Origin of the sequence: Lacticaseibacillus paracasei subsp. paracasei (assembly GCF_000829035.1) — a bacterium.
Classification (GTDB): domain Bacteria; phylum Bacillota; class Bacilli; order Lactobacillales; family Lactobacillaceae; genus Lacticaseibacillus; species Lacticaseibacillus paracasei.
The window spans coordinates 2,738,443-2,760,099 of the sequence record NZ_AP012541.1 but is presented as its reverse complement, the minus strand read 5'-3'; the positions used below and the strand labels follow the sequence as shown (position 1 = coordinate 2,760,099).

General features: G+C 46.9%; 22 protein-coding genes and 1 pseudogene. 20 read left to right on the top strand and 3 right to left on the bottom strand.

All coding sequences use genetic code 11. The annotated features are described in order from the left end of the window. Positions 1–68: 68 nt before the first annotated feature. From LBPC_RS13540 to LBPC_RS13480, 13 genes and pseudogenes are all read left to right on the top strand, one after another. Positions 69–1,085 (top strand): IS30 family transposase, encoded by a 1,017-nt coding sequence (locus tag LBPC_RS13540; protein WP_041091378.1) that lies wholly within the window; start codon positions 69–71, stop codon positions 1,083–1,085. Between the two features lie 60 nt (positions 1,086–1,145). After that, positions 1,146–1,748 (top strand): annotated as a pseudogene (locus LBPC_RS13535) (glycoside hydrolase family 125 protein); the annotation flags it as partial. Next, the gene (locus LBPC_RS13530) at positions 1,745–2,620 is read left to right on the top strand and encodes an ROK family protein (protein WP_003662587.1); all 876 of its coding nucleotides are present in this window, start codon (positions 1,745–1,747) and stop codon (positions 2,618–2,620) included. The pseudogene LBPC_RS13535 and the gene LBPC_RS13530, both read left to right, overlap by 4 nt. 74 nt (positions 2,621–2,694) lie before the next feature. Continuing rightward, the gene (locus LBPC_RS13525) at positions 2,695–4,125 is read left to right on the top strand and encodes a glycoside hydrolase family 1 protein (protein ID WP_003662588.1); all 1,431 of its coding nucleotides are present in this window, start codon (positions 2,695–2,697) and stop codon (positions 4,123–4,125) included. Further along, positions 4,118–4,432 carry a PTS sugar transporter subunit IIB gene (locus LBPC_RS13520; protein WP_003567884.1) on the top strand — a complete coding sequence of 105 codons (315 nt, stop codon included), beginning with the start codon at positions 4,118–4,120 and terminating at the stop codon, positions 4,430–4,432. The genes LBPC_RS13525 and LBPC_RS13520 overlap by 8 nt, the downstream gene beginning before the upstream one ends. 83 nt (positions 4,433–4,515) lie before the next feature. Next, positions 4,516–4,830, top strand: a complete 315-nt coding sequence (locus tag LBPC_RS13515; RefSeq protein ID WP_003662589.1) for a PTS lactose/cellobiose transporter subunit IIA — start codon at positions 4,516–4,518, stop codon at positions 4,828–4,830. Positions 4,831–5,049: 219 nt separating this feature from the next. Further along, the gene (locus tag LBPC_RS13510) at positions 5,050–7,089 is read left to right on the top strand and encodes a BglG family transcription antiterminator (protein WP_003662590.1); all 2,040 of its coding nucleotides are present in this window, start codon (positions 5,050–5,052) and stop codon (positions 7,087–7,089) included. A gap of 123 nt (positions 7,090–7,212) precedes the next feature. Continuing rightward, on the top strand, positions 7,213–7,839 hold the full coding sequence (locus LBPC_RS13505; RefSeq protein ID WP_025376308.1) for a bifunctional 4-hydroxy-2-oxoglutarate aldolase/2-dehydro-3-deoxy-phosphogluconate aldolase: 627 nt from the start codon (positions 7,213–7,215) through the stop codon (positions 7,837–7,839). Between the two features lie 15 nt (positions 7,840–7,854). Next, positions 7,855–8,322, top strand: coding sequence for a PTS sugar transporter subunit IIA (locus tag LBPC_RS13500; RefSeq protein ID WP_003662592.1), 468 nt, complete (start codon positions 7,855–7,857; stop codon positions 8,320–8,322). 50 nt (positions 8,323–8,372) lie between these two features. After that, on the top strand, positions 8,373–8,660 hold the full coding sequence (locus LBPC_RS13495; RefSeq protein WP_003662593.1) for a PTS sugar transporter subunit IIB: 288 nt from the start codon (positions 8,373–8,375) through the stop codon (positions 8,658–8,660). Between the two features lie 56 nt (positions 8,661–8,716). Then, positions 8,717–10,093, top strand: coding sequence for a PTS galactitol transporter subunit IIC (locus tag LBPC_RS13490; protein WP_003603524.1), 1,377 nt, complete (start codon positions 8,717–8,719; stop codon positions 10,091–10,093). A 37-nt stretch (positions 10,094–10,130) separates the two neighbouring features. Continuing rightward, entirely contained in the window at positions 10,131–11,276 is a 1,146-nt protein-coding gene (gene dgoD / locus LBPC_RS13485) for a galactonate dehydratase (RefSeq protein WP_004271180.1), read from the top strand. A 51-nt stretch (positions 11,277–11,327) separates the two neighbouring features. Beyond that, positions 11,328–11,930, top strand: a complete 603-nt coding sequence (locus tag LBPC_RS13480; RefSeq protein ID WP_003567866.1) for a hypothetical protein — start codon at positions 11,328–11,330, stop codon at positions 11,928–11,930. Positions 11,931–12,018: 88 nt separating this feature from the next. Here LBPC_RS13480 and LBPC_RS17115 read toward each other — a convergent pair whose 3' ends face one another. After that, complete coding sequence (locus LBPC_RS17115; RefSeq protein WP_003603520.1) at positions 12,019–12,189, bottom strand: hypothetical protein; 171 nt, start codon at positions 12,187–12,189, stop codon at positions 12,019–12,021. 24 nt (positions 12,190–12,213) lie between these two features. After that, complete coding sequence (gene mazE / locus LBPC_RS13475) at positions 12,214–12,456, bottom strand: type II toxin-antitoxin system PemI/MazE family antitoxin (protein WP_003567861.1); 243 nt, start codon at positions 12,454–12,456, stop codon at positions 12,214–12,216. 373 nt (positions 12,457–12,829) lie between these two features. Between mazE and LBPC_RS13470 the strand changes: the two genes are divergently transcribed. From LBPC_RS13470 to glpK, 3 genes are all read left to right on the top strand, one after another. Beyond that, complete coding sequence (locus LBPC_RS13470; RefSeq protein ID WP_025376307.1) at positions 12,830–12,943, top strand: putative holin-like toxin; 114 nt, start codon at positions 12,830–12,832, stop codon at positions 12,941–12,943. Positions 12,944–13,180: 237 nt separating this feature from the next. Next, a complete protein-coding gene (locus LBPC_RS13465; RefSeq protein WP_003577790.1) occupies positions 13,181–14,383 on the top strand; it encodes an IS110 family RNA-guided transposase in 1,203 nt (400 codons plus the stop codon). 600 nt (positions 14,384–14,983) lie between these two features. After that, on the top strand, positions 14,984–16,498 hold the full coding sequence (gene glpK / locus LBPC_RS13455) for a glycerol kinase GlpK (protein WP_003662599.1): 1,515 nt from the start codon (positions 14,984–14,986) through the stop codon (positions 16,496–16,498). Positions 16,499–16,602: 104 nt separating this feature from the next. Here glpK and LBPC_RS13450 read toward each other — a convergent pair whose 3' ends face one another. After that, entirely contained in the window at positions 16,603–17,355 is a 753-nt protein-coding gene (locus LBPC_RS13450; protein WP_003567854.1) for a MurR/RpiR family transcriptional regulator, read from the bottom strand. A 125-nt stretch (positions 17,356–17,480) separates the two neighbouring features. On the opposite strand from LBPC_RS13450, the gene pfkB reads away from it, so the two are divergent. The 4 genes from pfkB (at position 17,481) to LBPC_RS13435 (ending at position 21,576) form a co-directional block, all read left to right on the top strand. Next, positions 17,481–18,410 (top strand): 1-phosphofructokinase, encoded by a 930-nt coding sequence (pfkB, locus tag LBPC_RS13445; protein WP_003662604.1) that lies wholly within the window; start codon positions 17,481–17,483, stop codon positions 18,408–18,410. 3 nt (positions 18,411–18,413) lie between these two features. After that, positions 18,414–20,396 (top strand): fructose-specific PTS transporter subunit EIIC, encoded by a 1,983-nt coding sequence (locus LBPC_RS13440; protein ID WP_003662605.1) that lies wholly within the window; start codon positions 18,414–18,416, stop codon positions 20,394–20,396. A 48-nt stretch (positions 20,397–20,444) separates the two neighbouring features. After that, entirely contained in the window at positions 20,445–20,783 is a 339-nt protein-coding gene (locus tag LBPC_RS17315) for a hypothetical protein (protein WP_080543873.1), read from the top strand. 319 nt (positions 20,784–21,102) lie between these two features. Continuing rightward, a complete protein-coding gene (locus LBPC_RS13435; protein WP_003567848.1) occupies positions 21,103–21,576 on the top strand; it encodes a DUF7679 family protein in 474 nt (157 codons plus the stop codon). Positions 21,577–21,657 lie beyond the last annotated feature (81 nt).

The window sequence follows — 21,657 nt, the reverse complement described above, 5'->3', positions numbered from 1 at the left end:
ACTAGACCATAAAGGCCATGAAGACCTATTCTTGTTAGTGCTAGCTAAACAAGAAAGCAGGAATCTTCATGACCCACTCTCAGACTAACACTCACAAGCATTACCAACAACTCAGTTTTAGCGACCGTGCTACAATTCAGGCCCTTCAGGCTGCTGGTGACACCGCGACCGTGATTGCACAGAAGCTTCATCGCAGTAAAGCGACAATCTCACGAGAAATCACGCGTGGATCTGTAACTCAGCTCGACTCGAAGCGTCACTCGCGTCAAGTCTATCTTGCGGAAACTGCCCAAGCCATGCACGACCGTAAACGCGATAGAACCGGTCACTACGCCTTTCTTAAGACCGGCCGTGCGTTCTTCAAGGCTCTCTCCAGGGAGCTTACTCGTAAGCCGCGCGTACACAGCGTTGATAGCTTCGTACACTTCTATCGCGACCAGGGCAAGGCTTGCCCTTCAACGACAACTGTGTATCGCTACATCGACGCCGGGCTGCTTGAGCTAGACAACATGACACTTCCCAAGAAGCTCCGACGCCGCATCAAAGGCTATAAGAACGCCCACAAGCGCAAGAATAAGAAGATATACGGCGACTCAATCGAGTTGCGTCCTGCGGCCGTGAATGACCGCACAGGCGTGGGACATTGGGAAGGCGACTTGGTCAAGGGTATTCGCTTAGCTGATGAGCCAGCATTAATGACGCTCACAGAACGGTACAGCCGGACTGAGATCATCGTCAAGATTCCTGACTATCATGCGGGCACCTGCCTTAAAGCCTTGCAGGACACGATCGACGACTACGGGGCCAAGGAATTTGAGAGTATCACTTTTGACAATGGTTCCGAGTTTGCCAAGTTATCAGAGATTGTTGGAACCCAGATTTACTTCGCACATCCGTACTCGCCTTGGGAGCGTGGCACAAACGAGAACGCCAATGGACTGCTTAGGGAATTCTTCCCGAAAGGGAAGTCTCTCAGAGCAGTTACCCTGGTTGAAATTCAAGCAGTCCAATCCGCACTGAACCATCGTCCCAGACGTATTCTGAACTATCTTCGCCCATGCGATTACTACCGATGCATGGCGTAACAGCCTAGACCACTATCAAGAATTCGTTATCATCGTTGCACTTGCCTTGAAAATTGAGGAGCCAATTTGTTTGCAAAAACGGTTTTGAAAGGCTTGTTGCCGCTGATTCCGGCCAATCACCAGTCCTTGGCTGCACGAGCACAAACTTTGGTGACAGCAATTGAGCGAGGCATTGCTAAGTATGCGATTCAAACGTTGCCGAGCGGGGATCAAGGTTTGGCGTATGAAGTGGATGGCCTTGGCAGGACACGTTTCATGGATGATGCGAATGTTCCAAGTTTGTTGAGCTTACCTTTTCTGGGGGCCATTGCAGCTGACGATCCGATTTACTTGGCAACCAAAACCTTTATTTTGAGTAGACAAAATCCGTACTACTACCAAGGAGAAGCTTTGGCAGGTATTGGTAGCGAGCACACCCCGCCGGAATATGTTTGGCCGATTGCAGTGGCGATGGAAGGGCTGGTGGCTAAAAGTGAACCTGTTAAGTCAGCAAAACTTGCCACGATTGCTGCCACAACAGCCGGTACTGGCCAATGTCATGAAGGCGTGCACAAAGACGATCCTACACAGTTCACGCGAACGTGGTTTTCGTGGGCAAACATGACTTATTGTCAATTGGCGTTGGACTACGTGCGTGATCAAGAAAAGGAAGTGGCGCTGTGAGTTTAGCAGTTATTGATATTGGCGGCACAACCCTTAAATTCGGTTGTTACGATGAGGTGCCTGGCATCTCCCACCAAATCAGTGTCAAAACGCCGCAGACCTTGGGCTTGTTTTACCAAACACTTCAAACTCAGGTTCGTGAATTGCAGCGTAAAGCAACCATTACCGGTGTGGCTATCAGCAGTCCCGGTTCAGTGGATCAAACTGCCGGCATCATCCGCGGTGCCAGTGCGGTTCCGTATATTCACCATTTTCCAATTGTGGCTGAATTGACCAAACGTTTCCAGCTGCCTGTCACCATCGAAAATGATGCGAATTGCGCCGCACTGGCAGAAGTTCAGGCCGGTTCAGCAACAGATGTTCGTGACGTCATTTTTCTGGTGTTAGGCACTGGGGTTGGCGGTGCGGTCGTTTTGGATGGCCGGATTCATCGTGGTCGGCATCTGTTAGGCGGCGAGTTTGGCTATATGTTGTACGGCAATGACGACACGGTCAGTCATCTTGGTACCATTGTGAACGCGGCTGATCGCTACAACCGGGCAAATGGCACTGATTTGGACGGGAAAGCCCTTTACGAACTGGCCAAAACCGGACAGCCATTAGCCCAGAAAGCCGTTCGTGACATACTACAGGTGCTGGCAACAACCATTTTCAATTTGCAGTACAGTCTTGATCCAGATTGTTTTGTCATTGGCGGTGGCATTTCCCAAAATTCTGACTTGCTTGCAGATTTGAATCAGGCGCTCGATGTTGTGATGGCAAAAGTCGAAATTGCCCCCATTCGGCCAATCGTTCGCATTGCCAAGTTTCAGGCTGAAGCCAATTTATACGGCGCCGCAGTTAATTTTCAACAGCGCCAACGCAGCCGCTGACATCAGAAATCGAGTATAGAAAGGAGCGCAAGTCAGACTAGCTTCTCGTCTGGCAAGCGCATTTAGGCTAAGACATGACCATTCAATTTGATGCTGATTTTGTCTGGGGAGCGGCAACCAGCGGTCCGCAGGCAGAAGGCACTTTTCATAAAAATCACGAAAACATTTTTGATTATCATTACCATACTCGGCCACAAGACTTCTACCACAACGTTGGTCCGGATGTTGCCTCGAACTTCTACAACGATTATGAAAACGATCTTGCTTTGTTGAAGCAAGCAGGCGTGCAGGCATTACGAATCTCGATTCAGTGGACGCGCCTGATTGACGATCTTGAAGCAGGCACGGTGGATCCAGTAGGGGCCGATTATTATCGCCGAGTTTTTAAGACTATGCATCAACTTGGTATCACGCCGTATGTGAATCTGCATCATTTTGACTTGCCAGTGACGTTACAACATCAATATGGCGGCTGGCAGTCAAAACATGTGGTGGATCTCTATGTGAAATTTGCCACGCGTTGTTTTGAACTGTATAGCGATCAGGTGACGCATTGGTTTACCTTTAATGAACCTAAAGTCATCGTTGACGGCCAATACTTATATCAGTTTCACTATCCTAATATTGTCGATGGGCGGATGGCTGTGCAAGCTGCGTACAACCTGAACTTAGCTAGTGCCCAAGCTGTGGCGGCGTTTCGGCAGATCAATCGGCAGCCGCAAGGAACGATTGGCACAATTGTTAATCTGACACCGGTTTATCCGGCCTCGCAAGCACCTGAGGACTTAGCTGCGGCGCGATTTGCGGAACAGTGGGCGAATGATCTTTATTTAGAGCCAGCTATTCATGGCCGTTTTCCAGAAGAGCTGGTAGCAAGACTCAAACGAGATGGCGTTTTATGGGAGGCAACTCCTGATGAACTCGCAGTGATTGCTGCCAACCGAATTGATGTCCTTGGGGTTAACTATTACCACCCGTTCCGGGTGCAAGCCCCGGCTGTTTCACCAGATAGCTTACAAGTGTGGTTGCCTGACATCTATTTTGACAATTACGACATGCCAGGCCGAAAAATGAATTTGGATAAAGGCTGGGAAATATACCCAGACGCATTATATGACATTGCAATGACCATTAAGCGTCGCTACGACAATCTGCCTTGGTTTGTGGCTGAAAATGGTATAGGGGTAGCAAACGAAGAACGGTTTTTGAAAGACGGTATGGTCCAAGACGATTATCGCATTCAGTTTATGACCGATCACCTGCGATTCTTAAGCCAGGCTATCGCAGAAGGGGCTAATTGTCATGGCTACTTCGTGTGGACCGGCATTGACTGCTGGTCATGGCTGAATGCTTACAAGAATCGGTACGGTTTGATTCGTAATGACCTACGCAATCAAACAAAGTCACTCAAAAAATCAGGTCACTGGTTTAGTCAGGTGGCGGCGACTGGACTGGTGGCGCCAACGTTGCGTCCATTTGAAAGTGAGGAAAAGAATCATGGCTGAAAATGAGAAGACGATCATGCTGGTTTGTGCAGCAGGTATGTCGACCAGTATGTTGGTTAGAAAAATGCTGGATGCTGCTGAGCAGACAGATGTTCATGTCAAAATATTTGCCGCATCAGCTTCCGATGCTCAGGATCAATTAGCAGCTGAGCACCCAGATGTGTTGCTGCTTGGGCCGCAAGTGCGTTACTTAGAAAGTGACTTTAAAAAGACGCTGACGATTCCAGTAGCGGTCATTAATATGCAAGATTACGGCCTGATGAAAGGCGATCATGTTCTACAAACAGCGCTTGATTTGATGGCATAAACAGGCCGAAAAGGCGTCAACAATTTGCTTGCAGGACATAAAGACAGTGCTGGCGCTCAAGGCTATTAAGGGGGGACGCTTTTATGGATGAACAACAACAACTTGTCGTCATGCAGTTAATCATGGCAGGCGGCAATGCAAAAGGGGCAGCAGTTGAAGCAATTAGAGCTGCCAAAGCTGGTGATTTTACTCAAGCTGAAACCAAACTCAAAGAAGCCGATCAATTTCTGGCGGAGGCACACCAAGCACAAACCGGCATGCTAACCGCTGAGGCAAGCGGCGAACATCAACCGGTATCGTTACTGATGGTGCATGGGCAGGACCATGTGATGACGGCGATTACTTTTCGCGATTTGGCAGGGGAACTTGTCGATTTGTACCAGAAAGTCTCCGAATGATTCGAATAAGTACCAACGGCTCACAAACTTCGTGTTTGTGGGTTCTTTTTTTGCCCATTTTTGTTTTGACAGAAGCCTTTGTTGCCAACGTCTGTGAACTGGGGAGTACACCTTGTACATTGCAAACCAAGAGAGGGTGCACAAAAGCTGGAATGAAAGCGCCGTCACAACGGCCATTTGTCTCGTACAATTGAAATTGAACCTGGAGGTGAGAGTTGTTTGAAGAAACGCAACTTACAGATCCTTTCAGAAATTATTCGTCATCCAAATTTGAAAAGTGGTGATTTAGAAAAGAAGTTTGGCATTACTCGTCGTCAGTTAGCGTATGCATTGTCTCAGATTAATGAAGAGTTGGTCGATCATCAACTCCCAAAGATCACGCGGACACCGCGAGGCGAGTTTGTCACATCGAGTGAGATTGCTGAGTTTTTCAATTTGCAAGCGACTGAAGAACCGCAACCGTATGTTTATCGCGAAGAAGAGGAGCGCATCCTGCTCATTTGCCTGTACCTGCTTGTGAGCGATGAGTTGTTATCGCTGGTTCATATCTATGATTTTAGCGGTGTCAGTCGAACCACAGCTTCAGCGGATCTGAAAGCAGCGGCGCGTTTTCTGAGTACGCGGCAATTAAAACTGAAGTATACGCGCCAAGCAGGTTATTTTATCGAAGGCTCGGAGTTGGCCATTCGCAATTTATTGAATTATCTCGTGACGCAGTTGTTGAAATACGACGATGGTCGCAGTTCGATGGAACAACTTGGCAAACTACCAACCGAACAGGTCATTCATTTTGTTCGCGAGGTTGAAAATGCCCGAAATGTGGCTTATTCAGACGAATCGTTCAGCTTCCTGATGTTGGCGGTTTTGATGAATGTCACACGCAACCTGTCTCATCGAGTAAGCGATCATCATTACTTCGAGCATCAGATCAGTGATACCGAGGAGTTTTCGGCACTAAGGCCGTTAATGCCTAAAGCATGGCTGACAAATGACTCGGATGCCGAGTGGTTGGTCATTCTCCTGCTTTCGGCGAATACGATTCGCGGGGATGTTGGCGTTGCTGATGCGGATTTGGTCAAGGCTATTCAAACCATGGTCGCAAAATTTGAACAGCAAACCTTCATCAAAATTACCGACCAAGACGATTTCGTTAAACGATTGCTTGCTCATCTACGTCCTGCTATTTTTCGCGTTCGTTATGGCTTGCATCTGCATGATATTGGCATTGGTCAGGTGATGGCTGCTGATTCCCGACATCGGTTCTTAGTCGATACGATCAACGCCATTATTGAACCACTTGAAAAACTGACGGGGAAAACGATTCCGGAAGATGAGCGCAATCTGATCGCTTTTTACTTTGACGGGGAACTGGAAAAGTCCGCTGATTTACATGTTAGTAAGGAACGAGCGGCTGTTGTTTGCACAAATGGCTTGATTGTTTCCAAACTCATGATTCAGAATCTGCGGCGCTTATTTCCGGAAATTAGTTTTCTTTCAGCAACATCAGCGCGGGAGTTTGAACATTTTTCAGGGGATTACGATCTTGTATTTACAACCGTGCCCCTCAAGACGTCAGCACGACAGTATATTATTCATCCCCTGCTCAGCGGCGATGAACAAGTGCAATTGCGCTACCGGGTGTTGAACGACATCGGGGTCAAAAATATTCAAACCGGTATTTCCGCTTTGACGGCTATTGTCCGCAAGCATGCAAAAGTGACGGATGCCGTTGGACTTGATCACGCACTGCGCCGCTTTCTAGCGGATCAGACGGTTGAAGAGCTCCCCGTGGTTGACCAACCACGCCTGACCGACTTTACTGAGCCTGATTTGATTCAGGTTGGTAGCAGTCGCAACTGGGAACAAGCGCTTCAACAGGCAATTCGGCCACTCGAACGGTTGGACTATGTAACCGACCCTTTTCGCCAGACACTCATGGCAGAGACAGCAGCCGCGGACAACTACAGTTTTATTGGAACGCAGGTGGCAATCCCACATACCGTGCCGGAAAATGGCGTGTTGCGCAATGGGTTTGGTTTCTACATCTTGAAACAGCCAGTTGTTTATCCAAATGGTTTTCGTATTCGCATGATCGTGCCGATCGCGGTGAAAGATACCGATCAACATTTGCGGGCCATTCAAGAACTTTCCGAAATCATTGCTGACGAAGCAACTCTGAAAGCTTTGTTCAAGGCCGAAAACGGGCAACAAGCTTATGACATTTTAAGAAGATATGAAAGCGCTTATAAAAGAGTGTGAACTGGCGCGGTTAGTGACTGAAACATGAATGGGATAAGGCACGATGGGTGGCACTTTGACCATTGTGAACGAGGTCCTTTTGCAGCAGTTGCTGCACCAGAGAACGCATTTGGGAGGAAAAACATGGAATTATCTGAATATCCAACTTTTACGGTCATTATGCGCGGTTATACGCCAGACCAAGCTGATGCAATCATGCAAGCCATGGCAGGTTTCGAGGATCAGTTTGGGGTTGAAGTGACTATGAACACACCACACGCATTGGACATTATTGAAAATGGCAATGCGCAATATGGCGACAAGCTCAAAATTGGCGCTGGGACCGTGCTCACATTGGATGAAGCAAAAGATGCGATTGGGAAAGGTGCTAAGTTCATACTCAGCCCCATCGAATTTACGGATGACATTTTCGCTTATGCCAAGGCACACAAGGTCATCACAGTGCCGGCTGCCATGTCGCCAACCGAAGTGCATACCATGTTCGATAAAGGTGCCGATATTGTCAAAATATTCCCAGCTACAACAGTTGGATCAGGCTTTTTCAAGGCCATTCAAGCACCACTGGGAAAACTGCCGCTTATGGCGGTCGGCGGCGTCTCGCTTAAAAACGTGAAGGATTTGTTAACGCATGGAACAAGCTATTTAGGCATTGGATCCAACATGTTCAATCAAGAAGACCTGATTAACCGTGATGTTGCCGGGTTAGCTGCATCGCTGCAGGCATTTGTTGATATCAAGAACACACTTTGAAAGGGGCATTGATCAGTGGCTGTTGATTTAGTAATTGATAAAAAGTTATTACTGCCTCATTTGAAAGCAAAAGACAATCTCGATGCATTGGGTCAAATTGCTGACAATCTGCAAAGGCAAGGCTACGTTAAGGCCGGCTATAAGCAGGCAATTCTTGACAGGGAGGCCGAGTATCCAACAGGCTTACCGTCTCCAAGGCCAACCGTTGCCATTCCCCATGCGAATTATCAACTAGTCAAAAAAACGAGCATTTCAGTCGCGACATTGGCGCACCCCGTGAAGTTTCATGATATGGGGGATGTGGAAAATGAGTTGGATGTAGATGTCATTATCATGATGGCCATCGGTGAACCACATGGTCAAGTTGAAATGCTGCAAAAGATTGTTGAGGTCATTCAAGACGATCACTTGCGTCATGAAATTGCCAATGCAAAAGATGCTGAGACGCTTTATCGACTGCTCAGCAAAACTTTTGAGGCGTAGGTTGTTAGGAAAACATTGATAAAAGCACTTCAATTTAGGAGGAAATTATAATGGCGGCTCATATTTTAGTTGCATGTGGTAACGGAATCGCAACCTCAACAGTGGTTGCATCTAAGATTAAGATATTTCTTGCTGAAAAAGGGGTTGATGTTGAAACAACCCAAACCAAGTTAATGGAAGTCCCGGGTAAGGTTGAAAATTATGACTTGCTCGTCACAACCGGACAATTTGAAGGCCAGACTCATGGCGTACCGTATATTCACGGGTTGCCACTTCTGACTGGTATTGGTGCTGATGATACCCTCAATAAGATCTATGACGCTGTTAAGGACAAATAAGAACACGCATCAACAAAACTGGCATCTACCAACAAAATTGGAGGGATCACCACACTATGAATATCGTAATGAACGTATTTAACTGGCTAATTGCAGCTGGACCAACAGTGCTATTACCAGTCATTATCACAATTATCGGTATGATCTTTGGCCTACGGATTGATAAGGCCTTTAAGTCCGGATTAACGTTAGGCATTGGGTTTGCGGGAATCAAATTGATCTTGGACTTTATGACAACCAATGTCGGTCCCGCTGCCAAGGCAATGGTTGAACGCACTGGCGCGCATTTGACCGCTTTAGATGTTGGCTGGGGTTCAATTGCTGCCGTGACTTGGGCTTCGCCAATTATCGCTATTTTAATTTTTGCTATTTTAGCCGTCAATATCGTGTTACTGATTATCAAGCGCACGCACACACTGGATGTTGATATTTGGAACTATCATCACATGGCCATTGTCGGTGTCATGGTTTACTTCGTCACTAAAAATATCGCTTTGGGAGTTGGCTCTTCAATTGTGATGGCATTAGTCACCTTTAAACTTGCCGACTGGTCACAGCCAATGACCGAAGAATTCTTCGGCATGCCTGGGGTTTCGCTGCCAACAGTTTCTGCATTGTCCTCATTGGTCATTGCGTGGCCGTTGAATTGGCTGCTTGACAGGATTCCATTCATGCGAAAGAACAAATTTTCGATTCGTGATGCACAAAAATATTTAGGCTTCTTTGGAGATTCCATGATTATGGGACTCTTGATTGGGATGGCAATCGGCTTCTTTGCTGGTTACGATCTGATGAAGGTCATGCAATTAGGCGTCTCTATGGCGGCTGTGCTGGTCTTGATTCCGAAAATGACCTCGCTGTTCATGGAAGGTCTGATGCCGATTTCCGACTCAGCACAAAAATGGTCACAGAAACGTTTCAAGGGCCGGAAGTTGTTTATCGGGTTGGATGCGGCAGTCGTTGTCGGGAATGCCGATGTTATCACGACCGCTTTGATCATCATCCCACTGACCATTTTAATGGCTTTAGTTTTACCAGGTAACCAAGTGCTGCCATTTGCTGACTTGGCGGTTGTACCTTTCCGGGTTGCTCTTGTTGTGGCACTGACAAATGGGAATCTTTTAAAGAACATCATTATCGGTTTAGTTGTGACCGCCTCACTGCTTTGGTGCGGAACCACGACGGCTCCTGTTCTGACAGAAATTGCGAAGTCAGTGGGCATCAAGCTCGGCGCAAACTCGCTCTACATTTCGTCATTTGCGGCAACTTCAATGATTCAAAGCTTTGCGGTTTACTTCGCCTTTACTTGGCACCCGCTGATTTCGATTCCGGTATTGCTCGTGATCTTTGCTGGTGTTTGGTACTTCTTTGATGGTATTAAGCATGTGAACGCAGCCATGGATGCTCAGAATGAAAAGAGTGCCCAAGCGTAACTTGTTGTTGCTGCAGTTTGAAAGGAGAACAATAAAATTGAAGATTTCTGATATTAAAGTTTATAAGGTCAAGCCGCGTTGGATTTTTGTCAAAGTACTGACGGATGAAGGTATCGCTGGCTGGGGTGAGATGATTTCCGGCACAAAAACAGAAACGGTGGTTGCAGGTGCCAATGAGATGGGGAAAAAACTCATTGGCCGGAATCCATTTGAAATCGAACGCCTGTGGCAGGAGATGCATCGTTCCTTCTTCCGTGGCGGTCCGATCAATGGCACCATTATCTCTGGTTTGGAAATGGCATTGTGGGACATCAAAGGGAAAGCCTTGAATCTGCCAGTTTATGAATTACTTGGCGGTGCCGCGCGCGATCGGATCCGAGTTTATTCGTGGATCGGTGGCGATCGGCCATCTGATGTTGCAGAACAAGCGCAAGAACGCGTTGACAAAGGGTTCACAGCTATTAAAATGAACGCGACTTCGGAGTTGCACTATATTGACTCTTATAACAAGGTGCAAGCTGTCGTTGATCGTGTTGCGTCAATTCGTGATCAGGTTGGTGATCAACTTGAAATTGGAATTGATTTCCACGGTCGGGTTCATCGGCCAATGGCGAAAGTTCTGGCGCATGCTTTGGAACCTTACCATCCGATGTTCCTAGAAGAAGTCGTTTTGCCTGAAAACTGGGAGTCATTTGATGATATTGCTCGCGAAGTTTCGGTACCACTGGCGACAGGCGAACGGTTATACACGCGCTGGGACTTCAAGAATTTATTCCGCCAAGGAGCCGTTGATATTGTTCAACCAGATGTTGCACTTTGCGGCGGTATTTTGGAAACCCGCAAGATTGCTGCAATGGCCGAAGCCTTCGATATGGGGGTTGCCCCGCATGCGCCATACGGTCCAGTTTCCTTAGCCGCTACCTTGCAAGTCGATGCCTGCACGCCGAATGTTTTCATTCAGGAACAAAGTTTAGGCATTCATTACAACCAAGGCTTTGACCTGTTGGACTTTGTTAAAAATAAAGAAATCTTTCAATACAAAGACAGTTATGTTCAATTGCCAAAAGGCCCAGGTCTTGGCATTGATATGGACGAAGACAAGATCAAAGAAGTTGCACAAGAAGGTCTTGTTTGGAGCAACCCGGCATGGAAGAACTATGACGGGACCATCGCCGAATGGTAAGCATTTAAGTGAATTGGCAGATGTTGGTTAACTGAAGGAGGAGGCATTTAAATGATTGACGTGACAGCAACCGCTGTTTTGCTTGGTGGATTACTCTATCTGGAATTGCAGCAGCAGTGGCAGCTAAAAATCAAAACGAAGTCGTCCAAATTCAAAATAGCTTTGTCCATTGCTGCAGCTATTTTAATTGTTGCTTTGTTTTGGACGACCAATACGATCAGTAACCTGCGATTGGTCTTTGTGGCTGTTCTAGTGGCTAGTGTCGGACTTTATCGGCAAGGACTTGGAGAAGAAAAGGTCATCACTTATGGTTCCATCGCACATGCCAGTGATTATGCGCGCTATGATCGGGTCATTACTGAGCAAATCAAGCAAGGAACAATGGTCACGTTCTGGTCCAAAAAAGGTGGCAGTTATTCGTTGACCTTTGATCAGCCGGAAACGGTGATCCGCGACTTCTTAAAGCAACATTTACCACAGCATGTTAAGTTGCTAACCGCTGAGTCATTTGCTCACTTGGAGAAAATCGAGGCGCATGATGACCGCGATCGCCAAGCCAAATTGTTACACGCGATTCGTAATCGACCACAACGAAATCAATTACCATGGCAAAAACGCCGGTCATCTTCGACTGCTGATCATGAAAGTCGGTAATCGTGTGTCGAGGCTCCATTAAAACAGACTGCAACCATCAGCTTCTGGTGATTGCAGTCTGTTTGATTCGTTTCTGTGAGAATAAGATCTATTTTCCGATAATGCCAAATGTTCCCAGCACAATCCCAAAAATCAGCACTAGCACAATCAGTCGTGTGCTTTGATTGTACGCAGAGTCCTTGATTACCAACACTCGCAGAAACGTATTGCCAACTGACGAAATATGGCCAACCATATTCATGCCTAGCGCGCGACTCAATGTAGATCTCCTTGGAACATTGTTTTAATCATTCCAAACGTTCTCATATCCGTCAGGGGTGCCATTATCGCCAATATTTTCTTTCCTGATGGCCTTACGAAGATCATATGTCATATCTGCTTTAAAAATATTCTGATTAACAGGTGTTAAACGAATGACACCATTTTTATCTATACTTGGTTGATATTCAACATTTTCACCAATGTTGAACGAGACAGGAATAGGGATCACAATTGAATTCCCCTGTCGACTAGTCTTAACCGTCATGTGCATCACCCTTTCTGATGTCATTATATTTGGAGTGAGGTAAACTGCCAACATCATTGCTTGTGTAACAAAAGTGTCCGTCAATGTGCGAAGTTACAGGACTGACTATACACGCTATATTTGCTGAACAAGCTATAAAATGACGCTGGTACTACTTATAGAGAGCTCTGTTGCATGCTTTCAAAAGCAGTCGCTGCCACGGTGACACGAGCAATTAAAAAATGCCTAGAATCTTTGCGACTCTAAGCGTTTTGCTATTTGGTATGGCATAATGGATGAGACAAGAAAGTGAATGATGATTGGCAAATCCAACGTATTGTGAGGTGATCGCCTATGCGCGATGATCAAAATCTATACGAAGGGAGGTGCCTAGTTGTCCGTTGCTGACGCCTTGATGCTGATGCTGGTCTTTGGCGGTTTCATACTATCATTGATTGCGCTCATCATCACGATTGTGGTAGCAATCCTAGACAATCAAACAGACTAACATGAGTGACGAACCAAGACTCGACGGAATCTTGGTTCGTCACTTTTCTTTTTTGATAAAGTGGTGTTGAAGTTGACATGCCGTAGGTCTTTTTGGCGCTTTGACGTCGTAAATCAAACTGGCAACTTCGCTTGATCCACCAAGAAACTCGTTCGCAGTCTGTTGGCGCAAGACGCCGTGTATTGAAAATTGGGATGAGTGAATCGGTGAAACAACTTCAAAGGTGGTGTTTGTTGTATGGAATGTGTATTTGGTATTGATGTCAGTAAAGAGAACGCCAATGTAGCGGTACTTGTTGATAACGTCGTTATCAAGCAATTTAAAATTGGGTTAGATCGGTTAGGATTTTCGCTATTAAGTGATGAACTCAATAGCTTCAACGCACCCCTAATCATATACGAGGCGACCGCGATGTACTCTCGTCGTTTGCGTGCCTTTCTACAGCGAGACGGCTGGAAATATACAGAACTCAATCCATTAGCCGCAAAGAAAGTGATGGAAGAATTCAGGCATACAAAAACTGATGCGCTGGATGCGGTGGGTTTAGCCAGAGCGATGATCAAAAATCACTTCAGGCCAACCTATCAGGAAAGCCCAGTTTATACAGAGTTACACGATCTAGAGCGGACGTATCAGCAGTTTAATAAAGACATTGTAACCAACAAGAATCGTCTGCATAGAGCGCTCCAGCTAACCTTTCCGGAAATCGAGCATTTTATGAGCTCGACTGACGGTGTTCTCTACTGGCACATCGTTCAAAGATTTCCGCACCCAGCGATCGTACTGTCTCACGAAGAGAATGAACTGACAGAAATCATCTTAACCGAGACCTCTAAAAAGATAGGCCTCAAGCGAGCTATGAAACTGGCCAACCGTTTATTGGCCTTAGCTCAAAACTCAGCGCCGGCAAAAGAGCCACAGTCACACGCTGTCAGAGCTGTTATAGCCTTGGCTAAAGAAGTTGAACGCATCAATCAGTTAAAGGCCCAGATAATCGTAGAAATGACAACTTTGGGAGAAAACCTCAGCGAAGTGCCGCTCCTTGTTTCGATCCCAGGAATCGGTATAAAAACAGCACTATGCTTGATCGCAGAACTGGGAGACGTGCGACGTTTTCACAGTGCCAATGCGATTAATGCTTATATTGGAATTGACTTGATTCGCTATGAGTCAGGACAATACGAAGCAAAAATGCACATTAGAAAACGTGGGAACCCGTATGCCCGAAAGATTTTGTACAGGGCAATCCTAAACATTATCAGCGTCTCGCAATATCAACCGACGCTGATCAGCGCAAACTACAAACGAAAAAAGCAATCCGCTCAGTCCCACGGGACTAAGAAAATTGCCATCGCCGCAATGAGTCAGTTTAACCGGCTCATGCACCACCTGATTTTAAACAACGAGTTGTATGATTCAACAACATTCATGCCCGAATAGTAAATCACCACTCGCTTAGACGAATTGTACCGCCTCAGAAAGTCAATATCTGTGAGGCCTAGTTTAGTGTACGCCAAAACTTAGGTAGAACCGACCCAAGTAGAGCGTGCAATTCAAAATCAAAGTGCAAAGAAAAGAGAATTGTGATCAAATCAGCTTTTTCTTGACTAATGGTAGAAAAAAGACCGTCACTAAAACTTTTGGCAGAGTTTGACGGTCTTAATTGATTGCTTAAACGAATGTCGACCGTCTTCAACGGTCTTGTCAAGGGAGTACCGGTTATGGCCGGTGCTCCCCTTTGTGTCTTCATTATAGCATGCAGTATCAAGGCGTCGCAACGATGTCAATTTCAAATCTTAGACAACAACAAGACCGTCACCAAACCTTTTGACGAAGTTTTGGTGACGGTCTTGTTAGGGAGTGCTGTTTGAGGCCAGCGCCCCTCTTTGTATCTTCATTATAGCATGTCGGATCTAATCGTTGCAATAAGGCTAAACTTGAGGCGGTGGGATTTTTAAACCATCTGAACCTTAACCTCCTCCGCTACATCCGGTATACTGAATTGAAAGCGGAAACAGTCATTAGCAGGGGGATACAAAAATGGCAGACAAGTATATGATGGCAATCGACGAAGGAACCACCAGCACGCGGGCGGTTATCGTTGATCACGCCGGCAACATGGTGGGTGAGGCGCAAAAAGAATTTACCCAATATTTTCCTGAACCTGGTTGGGTTGAGCATGATGCTAATGAAATTTGGGAAGCCGTGTTGTCAACGATCGCAGACACCTTCATTTCGACCGGGATTCAGCCTAGTCAAATTGCCGGACTTGGGATCACGAATCAACGCGAAACGACGGTGGTTTGGGATAAAAAGACTGGTTTGCCGATTTATCACGCGATTGTCTGGCAGTCACGGCAAACGAATGGCATTGCTGAACAGTTGCGCAAAGCAGGGCATGGGGATGCTATTCATGAGAAAACCGGTCTCTTGATTGATGCCTATTTTTCTGCGACTAAAATTCGTTGGATTTTGGATCATGTTCCCGGTGCCCAGCAGCGCGCAGAAAATGGCGAATTATTGTTTGGCACGATCGATACGTGGATAAGCTGGAAGTTGTCTGGTGGCGCTATTCACGTGACTGATTATACGAACGCAAGTCGAACCATGTTGTTTAACATTCATACGTTGGATTGGGATGACGACATCCTGCAACTGCTGAATATTCCGCGCGCGGTCCTGCCTGAAGTGCACAGTAACTCCGAAATATACGGCGAAGGGGCGGCTTATCACTTCTTTGGCAGTGCTGTGCCGATTGCAGGGATGGCCGGCGATCAGCAGAGTGCACTTTTCGGTCAGTTGGCGCTGGCACCCGGTATGGTTAAGAATACTTATGGCACCGGCTCGTTCATTGTCATGAACACCGGTGAAAAACCAACCATGTCCGCGAACAATTTGTTGACAACGATTGCGTATGGCATTGACGGCAAAATTAATTACGCACTTGAAGGCTCGGTGTTTGTCGCCGGTTCAGCGATTCAGTGGCTGCGTGATCAAATGGGGTTGGTTGCAAAGTCACCAGATACGGAGGCGGCCGCCAATGCGTCAACCAGTAATGATGAAGTCTATGTGGTGCCCGCCTTCACAGGTTTGGGGGCGCCATATTGGGATGCTGAAGCCCGCGGTGCGGTTTTCGGGCTGACACGCGGCACGACGAAAACCGATTTCATCAAGGCGACTTTGCAGGCACTAGCCTATCAAACGCGCGACGTGGTCGATACCATGTACAAGGATACCCAAATCGCTGTTCCCGCCTTGCGTGTTGACGGTGGTGCTGCTAAAAATGATTACTTGATGCAATTCCAAGCCGATATTTTAGGTAAGCCGTTGGAACGAGCGGCAAATTTGGAAACGACGGCAATGGGCGCCGCTTTTCTGGCTGGATTAGCGGTTGGCTTCTGGCAAGATACGGATGAACTCAAAAAGATTTTCAAGATCGGCAAGCGGTTTGAACCGCAGATGTCAGAAGCCCGGCGCGAGAATTTATACGCTGGCTGGCAACAAGCGGTCGCCGCTACACAACTATTTAAACATCGGCCGCTACCAAAAGCATAGTTGATGGTTGGATGAAGTGAAAAAGGCAATGATCACTGTTTTCTCAAGTGATCATTGCCTTTTTATGTGGTTACGAGCAAGTTATCAGAGCCTGCTAGTGACCGTTAACTTTTCTGCCCACGTTTCCGCACAACATAACTATCCAGCAAAATACGGCTCATAACTTGCAGCGGCAGGCGTGATGCCACCTCATATTTGTCGAAGTAAGCGGCTTTAGATTTGTACCCGACGAATAACTCATCGGCATATTGGACAATTGGCGCTTCTGCGTTGGTTGTCAAAATGATTTGCGGAATGTCGCGCGCCGCCAAAGTCTTTGCTGCAGCAACAAGCTCTGGGGTTTCGCCATTCAACGTGATAGTAATGGCGACTGCCTTCGGGCTGACCTGACCGGCAATCGTTTGAATGATATTTGGATCACTGAAAAACTCGGCGTATTTACCTAAGAGCTGCAATTTTAAAGTGACTTCCGACGCAATTGATTCAGATAAGCCGCGCGCAAGAATCAGGACGATTTCGGCCTTAGCTAGCAATTGAACCGAGTCTTCAATGACAGAAACCTTCAAATTTTCCAGCGTATTATAGACTTCCACTTGGTTTTGCATAATGACTTTTTTGATTTGGTCGTCAACTTGGTCAAGAATGCTGAACGGTGCGGCATCGCCTGTGCGTTTTAGCAAATCGTGACGGAAATCGGTATAGCCATTAAACCCCTTTTTCTTCATGGTGCGAACAACGGTGGCAGGAGAGACATTGGCCGCAGTACTGAGTTGGGTGATGGATGCGTTAACGACGGCTTGCTGATGATTTTCGATGTAATCCCAAAGGTACGCTTCGGTGGGACTGAGTGTAGCCATGAATTTAACCTCCTGAAAAGCATTTTCAGTACTGGCGTAGATTCGCCTGAAACTGAAAACCATTTTCGGCTGAAAGCGGTTAACATAAGGGTAAGCAAAACAAACGACACAAAGGAGCGCTTAACTTGATTTATACCCTGACTTTAAATCCCGCAATTGATCTATTTATTAAAACCCAACAGATGGCGCCAAATACGGTTAATCGAACCGACAGTTATGATGTGCAAGCCAATGGTAAAGGGGTGAATGTCAGTTGCATTTTGAAACGGCGTGGCGTGGACAATACGGCGCTTGGCGTTGGTGCTGGGTTTACGCTTGATTACATCGCCGACTTTTTAACGCAACAAGGTGTGCCAAATCATTTTTATAAGGATGCTGGCTTTACCCGGATTAATGTCTTTGCGCGGGTTGTGACAACCGATACGGAGTATAAGTTGGTCAATCCGGGGCCGCAGATTAGTGCGGACACATTAAATCAATTATACCAACAATTAACCACGCTGGGGTCAGACGATTGGTTATGCGTGTCTGGTAGTTTTGCGCAAGGCATCGCGCCAGCCTTTTTATTAAAGCTGGGTGCATTGAGCCAAAAAAATGGATTCCAGTTGATCATTGACAGTGCATATCCTGAAGCAGTTGAGGCATTGGCTTACAAGCCGCTGTTGGTCAAACCGAACGATGTTGAGTTGATGAATTGGTTCCACCAGACCGGGGAGGCTGATTTAACGACCATGATTACGCTAGGTCATCGGGCATTGGAAGCTGGGGCACAGAACATTTTAGTGTCACTTGGTGCGGCAGGTGCCTTGTTCATGAATCACGATGTAACGCTGGTTGGCAATGCTCCTAAAATTGCCGTTCTAAACACGGCTGGTGCAGGCGATACGATGCTTGGGACCTTTTTAGCCGGGTTGTATCAGCATCATGATCTGGCAGAGACGCTGAAACTGGCGATTGCGGCTGGCAGTGACACGGCACGACAGGCATGGATCACTGATTTTTCAAATACCGATGAGTTGTTAGGACAAATCAAAATTCGCAAGATGGAGGGTTAAGTAATGGCAAAGTATGATTTAATCGCCGCGACAGGCTGTGCAACTGGTATCGCTCATACGTACATGGCGCAGGAAGCCTTGGAACAAGCGGCTAAGAAAATGGGATTGACAATTAAAGTCGAAACCCACGGACAAACCGGGGTGGACGATCCGTTGACACAAGAAGAAATCAGCGGCGCTAAAGGGGTTGTCATCGCATCAGATATTGATGTCGACGCCGATCGCTTTGCTGGCAAGCCACTGGTCAATGTCCCAGTTGCTGCTGGCATTCGCGAACCGGCTAAACTGATTCAAGAAGCGTTAAGCAGCGATACGGCGGTGTTCATGCCTAAAGGTGGCAAAGCCACGGCTGAAGCCGGTGAAAAGACCGAAACTAGTTCAGCGGGTATCGGGAACAAAATTTATACGAGTTTGATGAATGGTGTTTCACACATGTTGCCACTAGTGGTCGCCGGTGGTGTCCTGATTGCGATTTCCTTCTTCTGGGGCATTTATTCTGCCGATCCCAAGAACGCTCAATACAATCAGTTTGCAGCCATGCTGAATGCAGTCGGCGGTGCAGCAATGGGACTCATGGTGCCAGTGCTGGCTGCTTATATTGGTGAAGCTGTTGCCAAGCGTTCCGGCTTGATCGTTGGGATGGCAGTCGGCATGATTGCTTATAATGGCGGCAACGGGTCGGGGTTCTTAGGCGCTATTGTTGGTGGCTACATGGCCGGATTGGTCATCCTATTATTGCAAAAGGCATTTGCTTTCATGCCTGACAGAGAGTTCCGTGGGTTAAAAGCTATTTTTCTGTATCCGGTATTAGGCGTTTTCATTGCCGGATCCATTATGTTTTTGATTAATACGCCAATGAAGGCGATGAACTTAGGCTTAATGGCTTGGTTAAAAGGACTTGAAAGCTCCAGCCCGATCATTCTAGGTATTGTCGTTGGTGTGATGTGTGCCGCTGATTTTGGCGGACCGATTAACAAAGCGGCTTATCTGACCGGGACGGCACTACTGGCACAAGGCAATTACTTCTTCATGGCTGGTGTATCAGCGGCCTGCATTGCCCCGCCGTTGGCAACCACGATTTCGGTTCTGCTCAACCCGAAAGCTTATAACCGCGATGAACGCAGTGCTGGCTATGTCAATGCACTTCTTGGCTCGACGCATATCACAGAAGGCGCGATTCCATTCGCCGCGAAGAATCCGTTAATGAATATTCCAGCATTCATGGTTGGTTCGGCAATTGCGGCTGTTTTGACTTACATGTCACGCATTCAGGTGCCTGCACCACATGGCGGCTTCATCGTATTGCCGTTGGTCAATAAGCCATTTCTCTGGGTTGCATGGATTCTGGTAGGCGCCGCAGCATCAGGTGTTCTGCTTGCCATGATCGCGGGTCGGTCGGCTAGAAAACGTGGTGTAAAAACCGGTGTTGTTGAAGCGGCGTTAGCAACCGAAGCTGCCGATGACGATGTCGTTGCTGCCCCAATAGCTGTCGACGATGCTCGCAATCAACCTGCACCAACCACCGATGATGATCAAAGTTTTGATCCTGGCGAAATTCTCAACAAAGAATTTATTGAGGTCAACGTACCAGCTAAGACGCGAGATGATGTTTTGCATTATCTAGCTGACATGGCGGTCAAGGATGGACTTGCCACCGACGCAGACGCCATTTTCAAAAAGTACGTAGCGCGTGAAGAGGAAGGATCAACAGGGATGGAAAAAGGGATCGCCATTCCGCATGCTCAAGATGAAACCATCAAACGATCGGCTATGTTGATCTTGCACTTGGCGCAACCTGTTGAGTGGAAAACCTTTGACGGCAAGCCTGTCAATGCCGTGATCTCCTTCTTGATCCCGGAACATGACAGTGGCAGTCATCTGAAGTACTTGTCCAATACAGCAAAGTTGCTGACACACGAAGACTTTGTCAAGAGTTTCCAAGCAGCACAGACACCGGATGCATTGTATGATCTATTTAATCGTTAATTAACCAAAATGGCTTTCTGACACGTTCGGTCAGGAGGCCATTTTTGATTGGAAATTTTTCACGTTGCTTGTGATCGGGTGCAGCAAAAAGGACCGCTGGGTGGGCGGCCCTTTTGTTGCGATCGTTTGGGGGACGATCGACGATTGCTACTTTGGAGGAGTAAAAATGAAAAAGTTGGGTTGGGGTTTGTAGGAATGAGTGGGTGGCTCATTTCTATGTTTCCTATAGTACCGGCAGGGTGTGAACGAAATGTGAAGACAAATCCAACAATTGGTTATCGTTTTGTGGCGACATTGTTCACATTTAAAAAAGAGCGTAGAACAATGCTTTACAGACAGAACTGTTTAAAAAAACTTTGTCGAAACAAGCGTTTTCAATGCAGATGAGGTCATTTAGTGTTAAACTTTTGCCATTAGTACAAGTCGCCTATAGGCCAAGTTATAACGCGCTTGCAGTCGCAGAAACCTATACATAAGGATCTTGAACCCAAATGGCCAAGATCGGGCCATTTGGGTTCAAGCCCACTTATATTCCGGTTTCTAAGCGCTCCTGCTCGCGCTCACCATAACGCGCTCTTCAGCGCAGCAGCCAGCGTGTAAGGACCTTGGCCGCAATGGTCAAAGAGCGACCATCACGGCCAAGGACGCTTACACGCTGGCTGCTAACCGCGCTGAAGACCGCTCACTTGTTTTGGGGGAACTTTATATGAAAAAACGACACATCGTTGCTCGGGTTCGACGCCCGGATGGTTTAGTATTGGATTTTCGGTTACCCAAGGATGTCACACGTGCCATTAACGTCAGTCAGCAAACAGACTGGTTTGAACGTTTACGCGGTGGTTTGATTGTTGTGCCCATGGCGCCATATGTGGGTAAAGGCGAGACGGCATTGTTTGTCGGTCGCATTGAGCGGGTTTATTATTCAGATCGGTTTTTAAAACGGTTTACCCGTAGCCAATTCTTATTACCTGATGTTTGGCGAGAGCAGGACATGCTTGAAAGTTATACTTTCTTGCGGCACGATCATGCATGGTTGAATCAGCAGTACCTAAAAGATGATCTGCGCTACTGGTATTATGATGCCAATTCGCACTTGCTGGGTGTCGTGCGTGATTGGCATTGCAAACTGGTTTACTATCGTTTCCATCGCCAAAAGCAGCGGCTCATTCCGAATTTCTGAATCATAATCGGCACTTTTACCAAAAAAAACGACCCATGCCAGTGAAGCAGGGGTCGTTTTTTTGGTAAAAATCTGCTCTGA

Coding starts and splice junctions, on each gene's coding strand:
- LBPC_RS13450 (WP_003567854.1), bottom strand. CDS start 17,355: ATGGCTACACTCAGTCCCACCGAAGCGTACCTTTGGGATTACATCGAA.
- LBPC_RS13495 (WP_003662593.1), top strand. CDS start 8,373: ATGGCGGCTCATATTTTAGTTGCATGTGGTAACGGAATCGCAACCTCA.
- mazE (WP_003567861.1), bottom strand. CDS start 12,456: ATGACGGTTAAGACTAGTCGACAGGGGAATTCAATTGTGATCCCTATT.
- LBPC_RS13490 (WP_003603524.1), top strand. CDS start 8,717: ATGAATATCGTAATGAACGTATTTAACTGGCTAATTGCAGCTGGACCA.
- LBPC_RS13435 (WP_003567848.1), top strand. CDS start 21,103: ATGAAAAAACGACACATCGTTGCTCGGGTTCGACGCCCGGATGGTTTA.
- LBPC_RS13480 (WP_003567866.1), top strand. CDS start 11,328: ATGATTGACGTGACAGCAACCGCTGTTTTGCTTGGTGGATTACTCTAT.
- LBPC_RS13465 (WP_003577790.1), top strand. CDS start 13,181: ATGGAATGTGTATTTGGTATTGATGTCAGTAAAGAGAACGCCAATGTA.
- LBPC_RS13525 (WP_003662588.1), top strand. CDS start 2,695: ATGACCATTCAATTTGATGCTGATTTTGTCTGGGGAGCGGCAACCAGC.
- LBPC_RS13515 (WP_003662589.1), top strand. CDS start 4,516: ATGGATGAACAACAACAACTTGTCGTCATGCAGTTAATCATGGCAGGC.
- LBPC_RS13520 (WP_003567884.1), top strand. CDS start 4,118: ATGGCTGAAAATGAGAAGACGATCATGCTGGTTTGTGCAGCAGGTATG.
- LBPC_RS13505 (WP_025376308.1), top strand. CDS start 7,213: ATGGAATTATCTGAATATCCAACTTTTACGGTCATTATGCGCGGTTAT.
- LBPC_RS13540 (WP_041091378.1), top strand. CDS start 69: ATGACCCACTCTCAGACTAACACTCACAAGCATTACCAACAACTCAGT.
- glpK (WP_003662599.1), top strand. CDS start 14,984: ATGGCAGACAAGTATATGATGGCAATCGACGAAGGAACCACCAGCACG.
- LBPC_RS13440 (WP_003662605.1), top strand. CDS start 18,414: ATGGCAAAGTATGATTTAATCGCCGCGACAGGCTGTGCAACTGGTATC.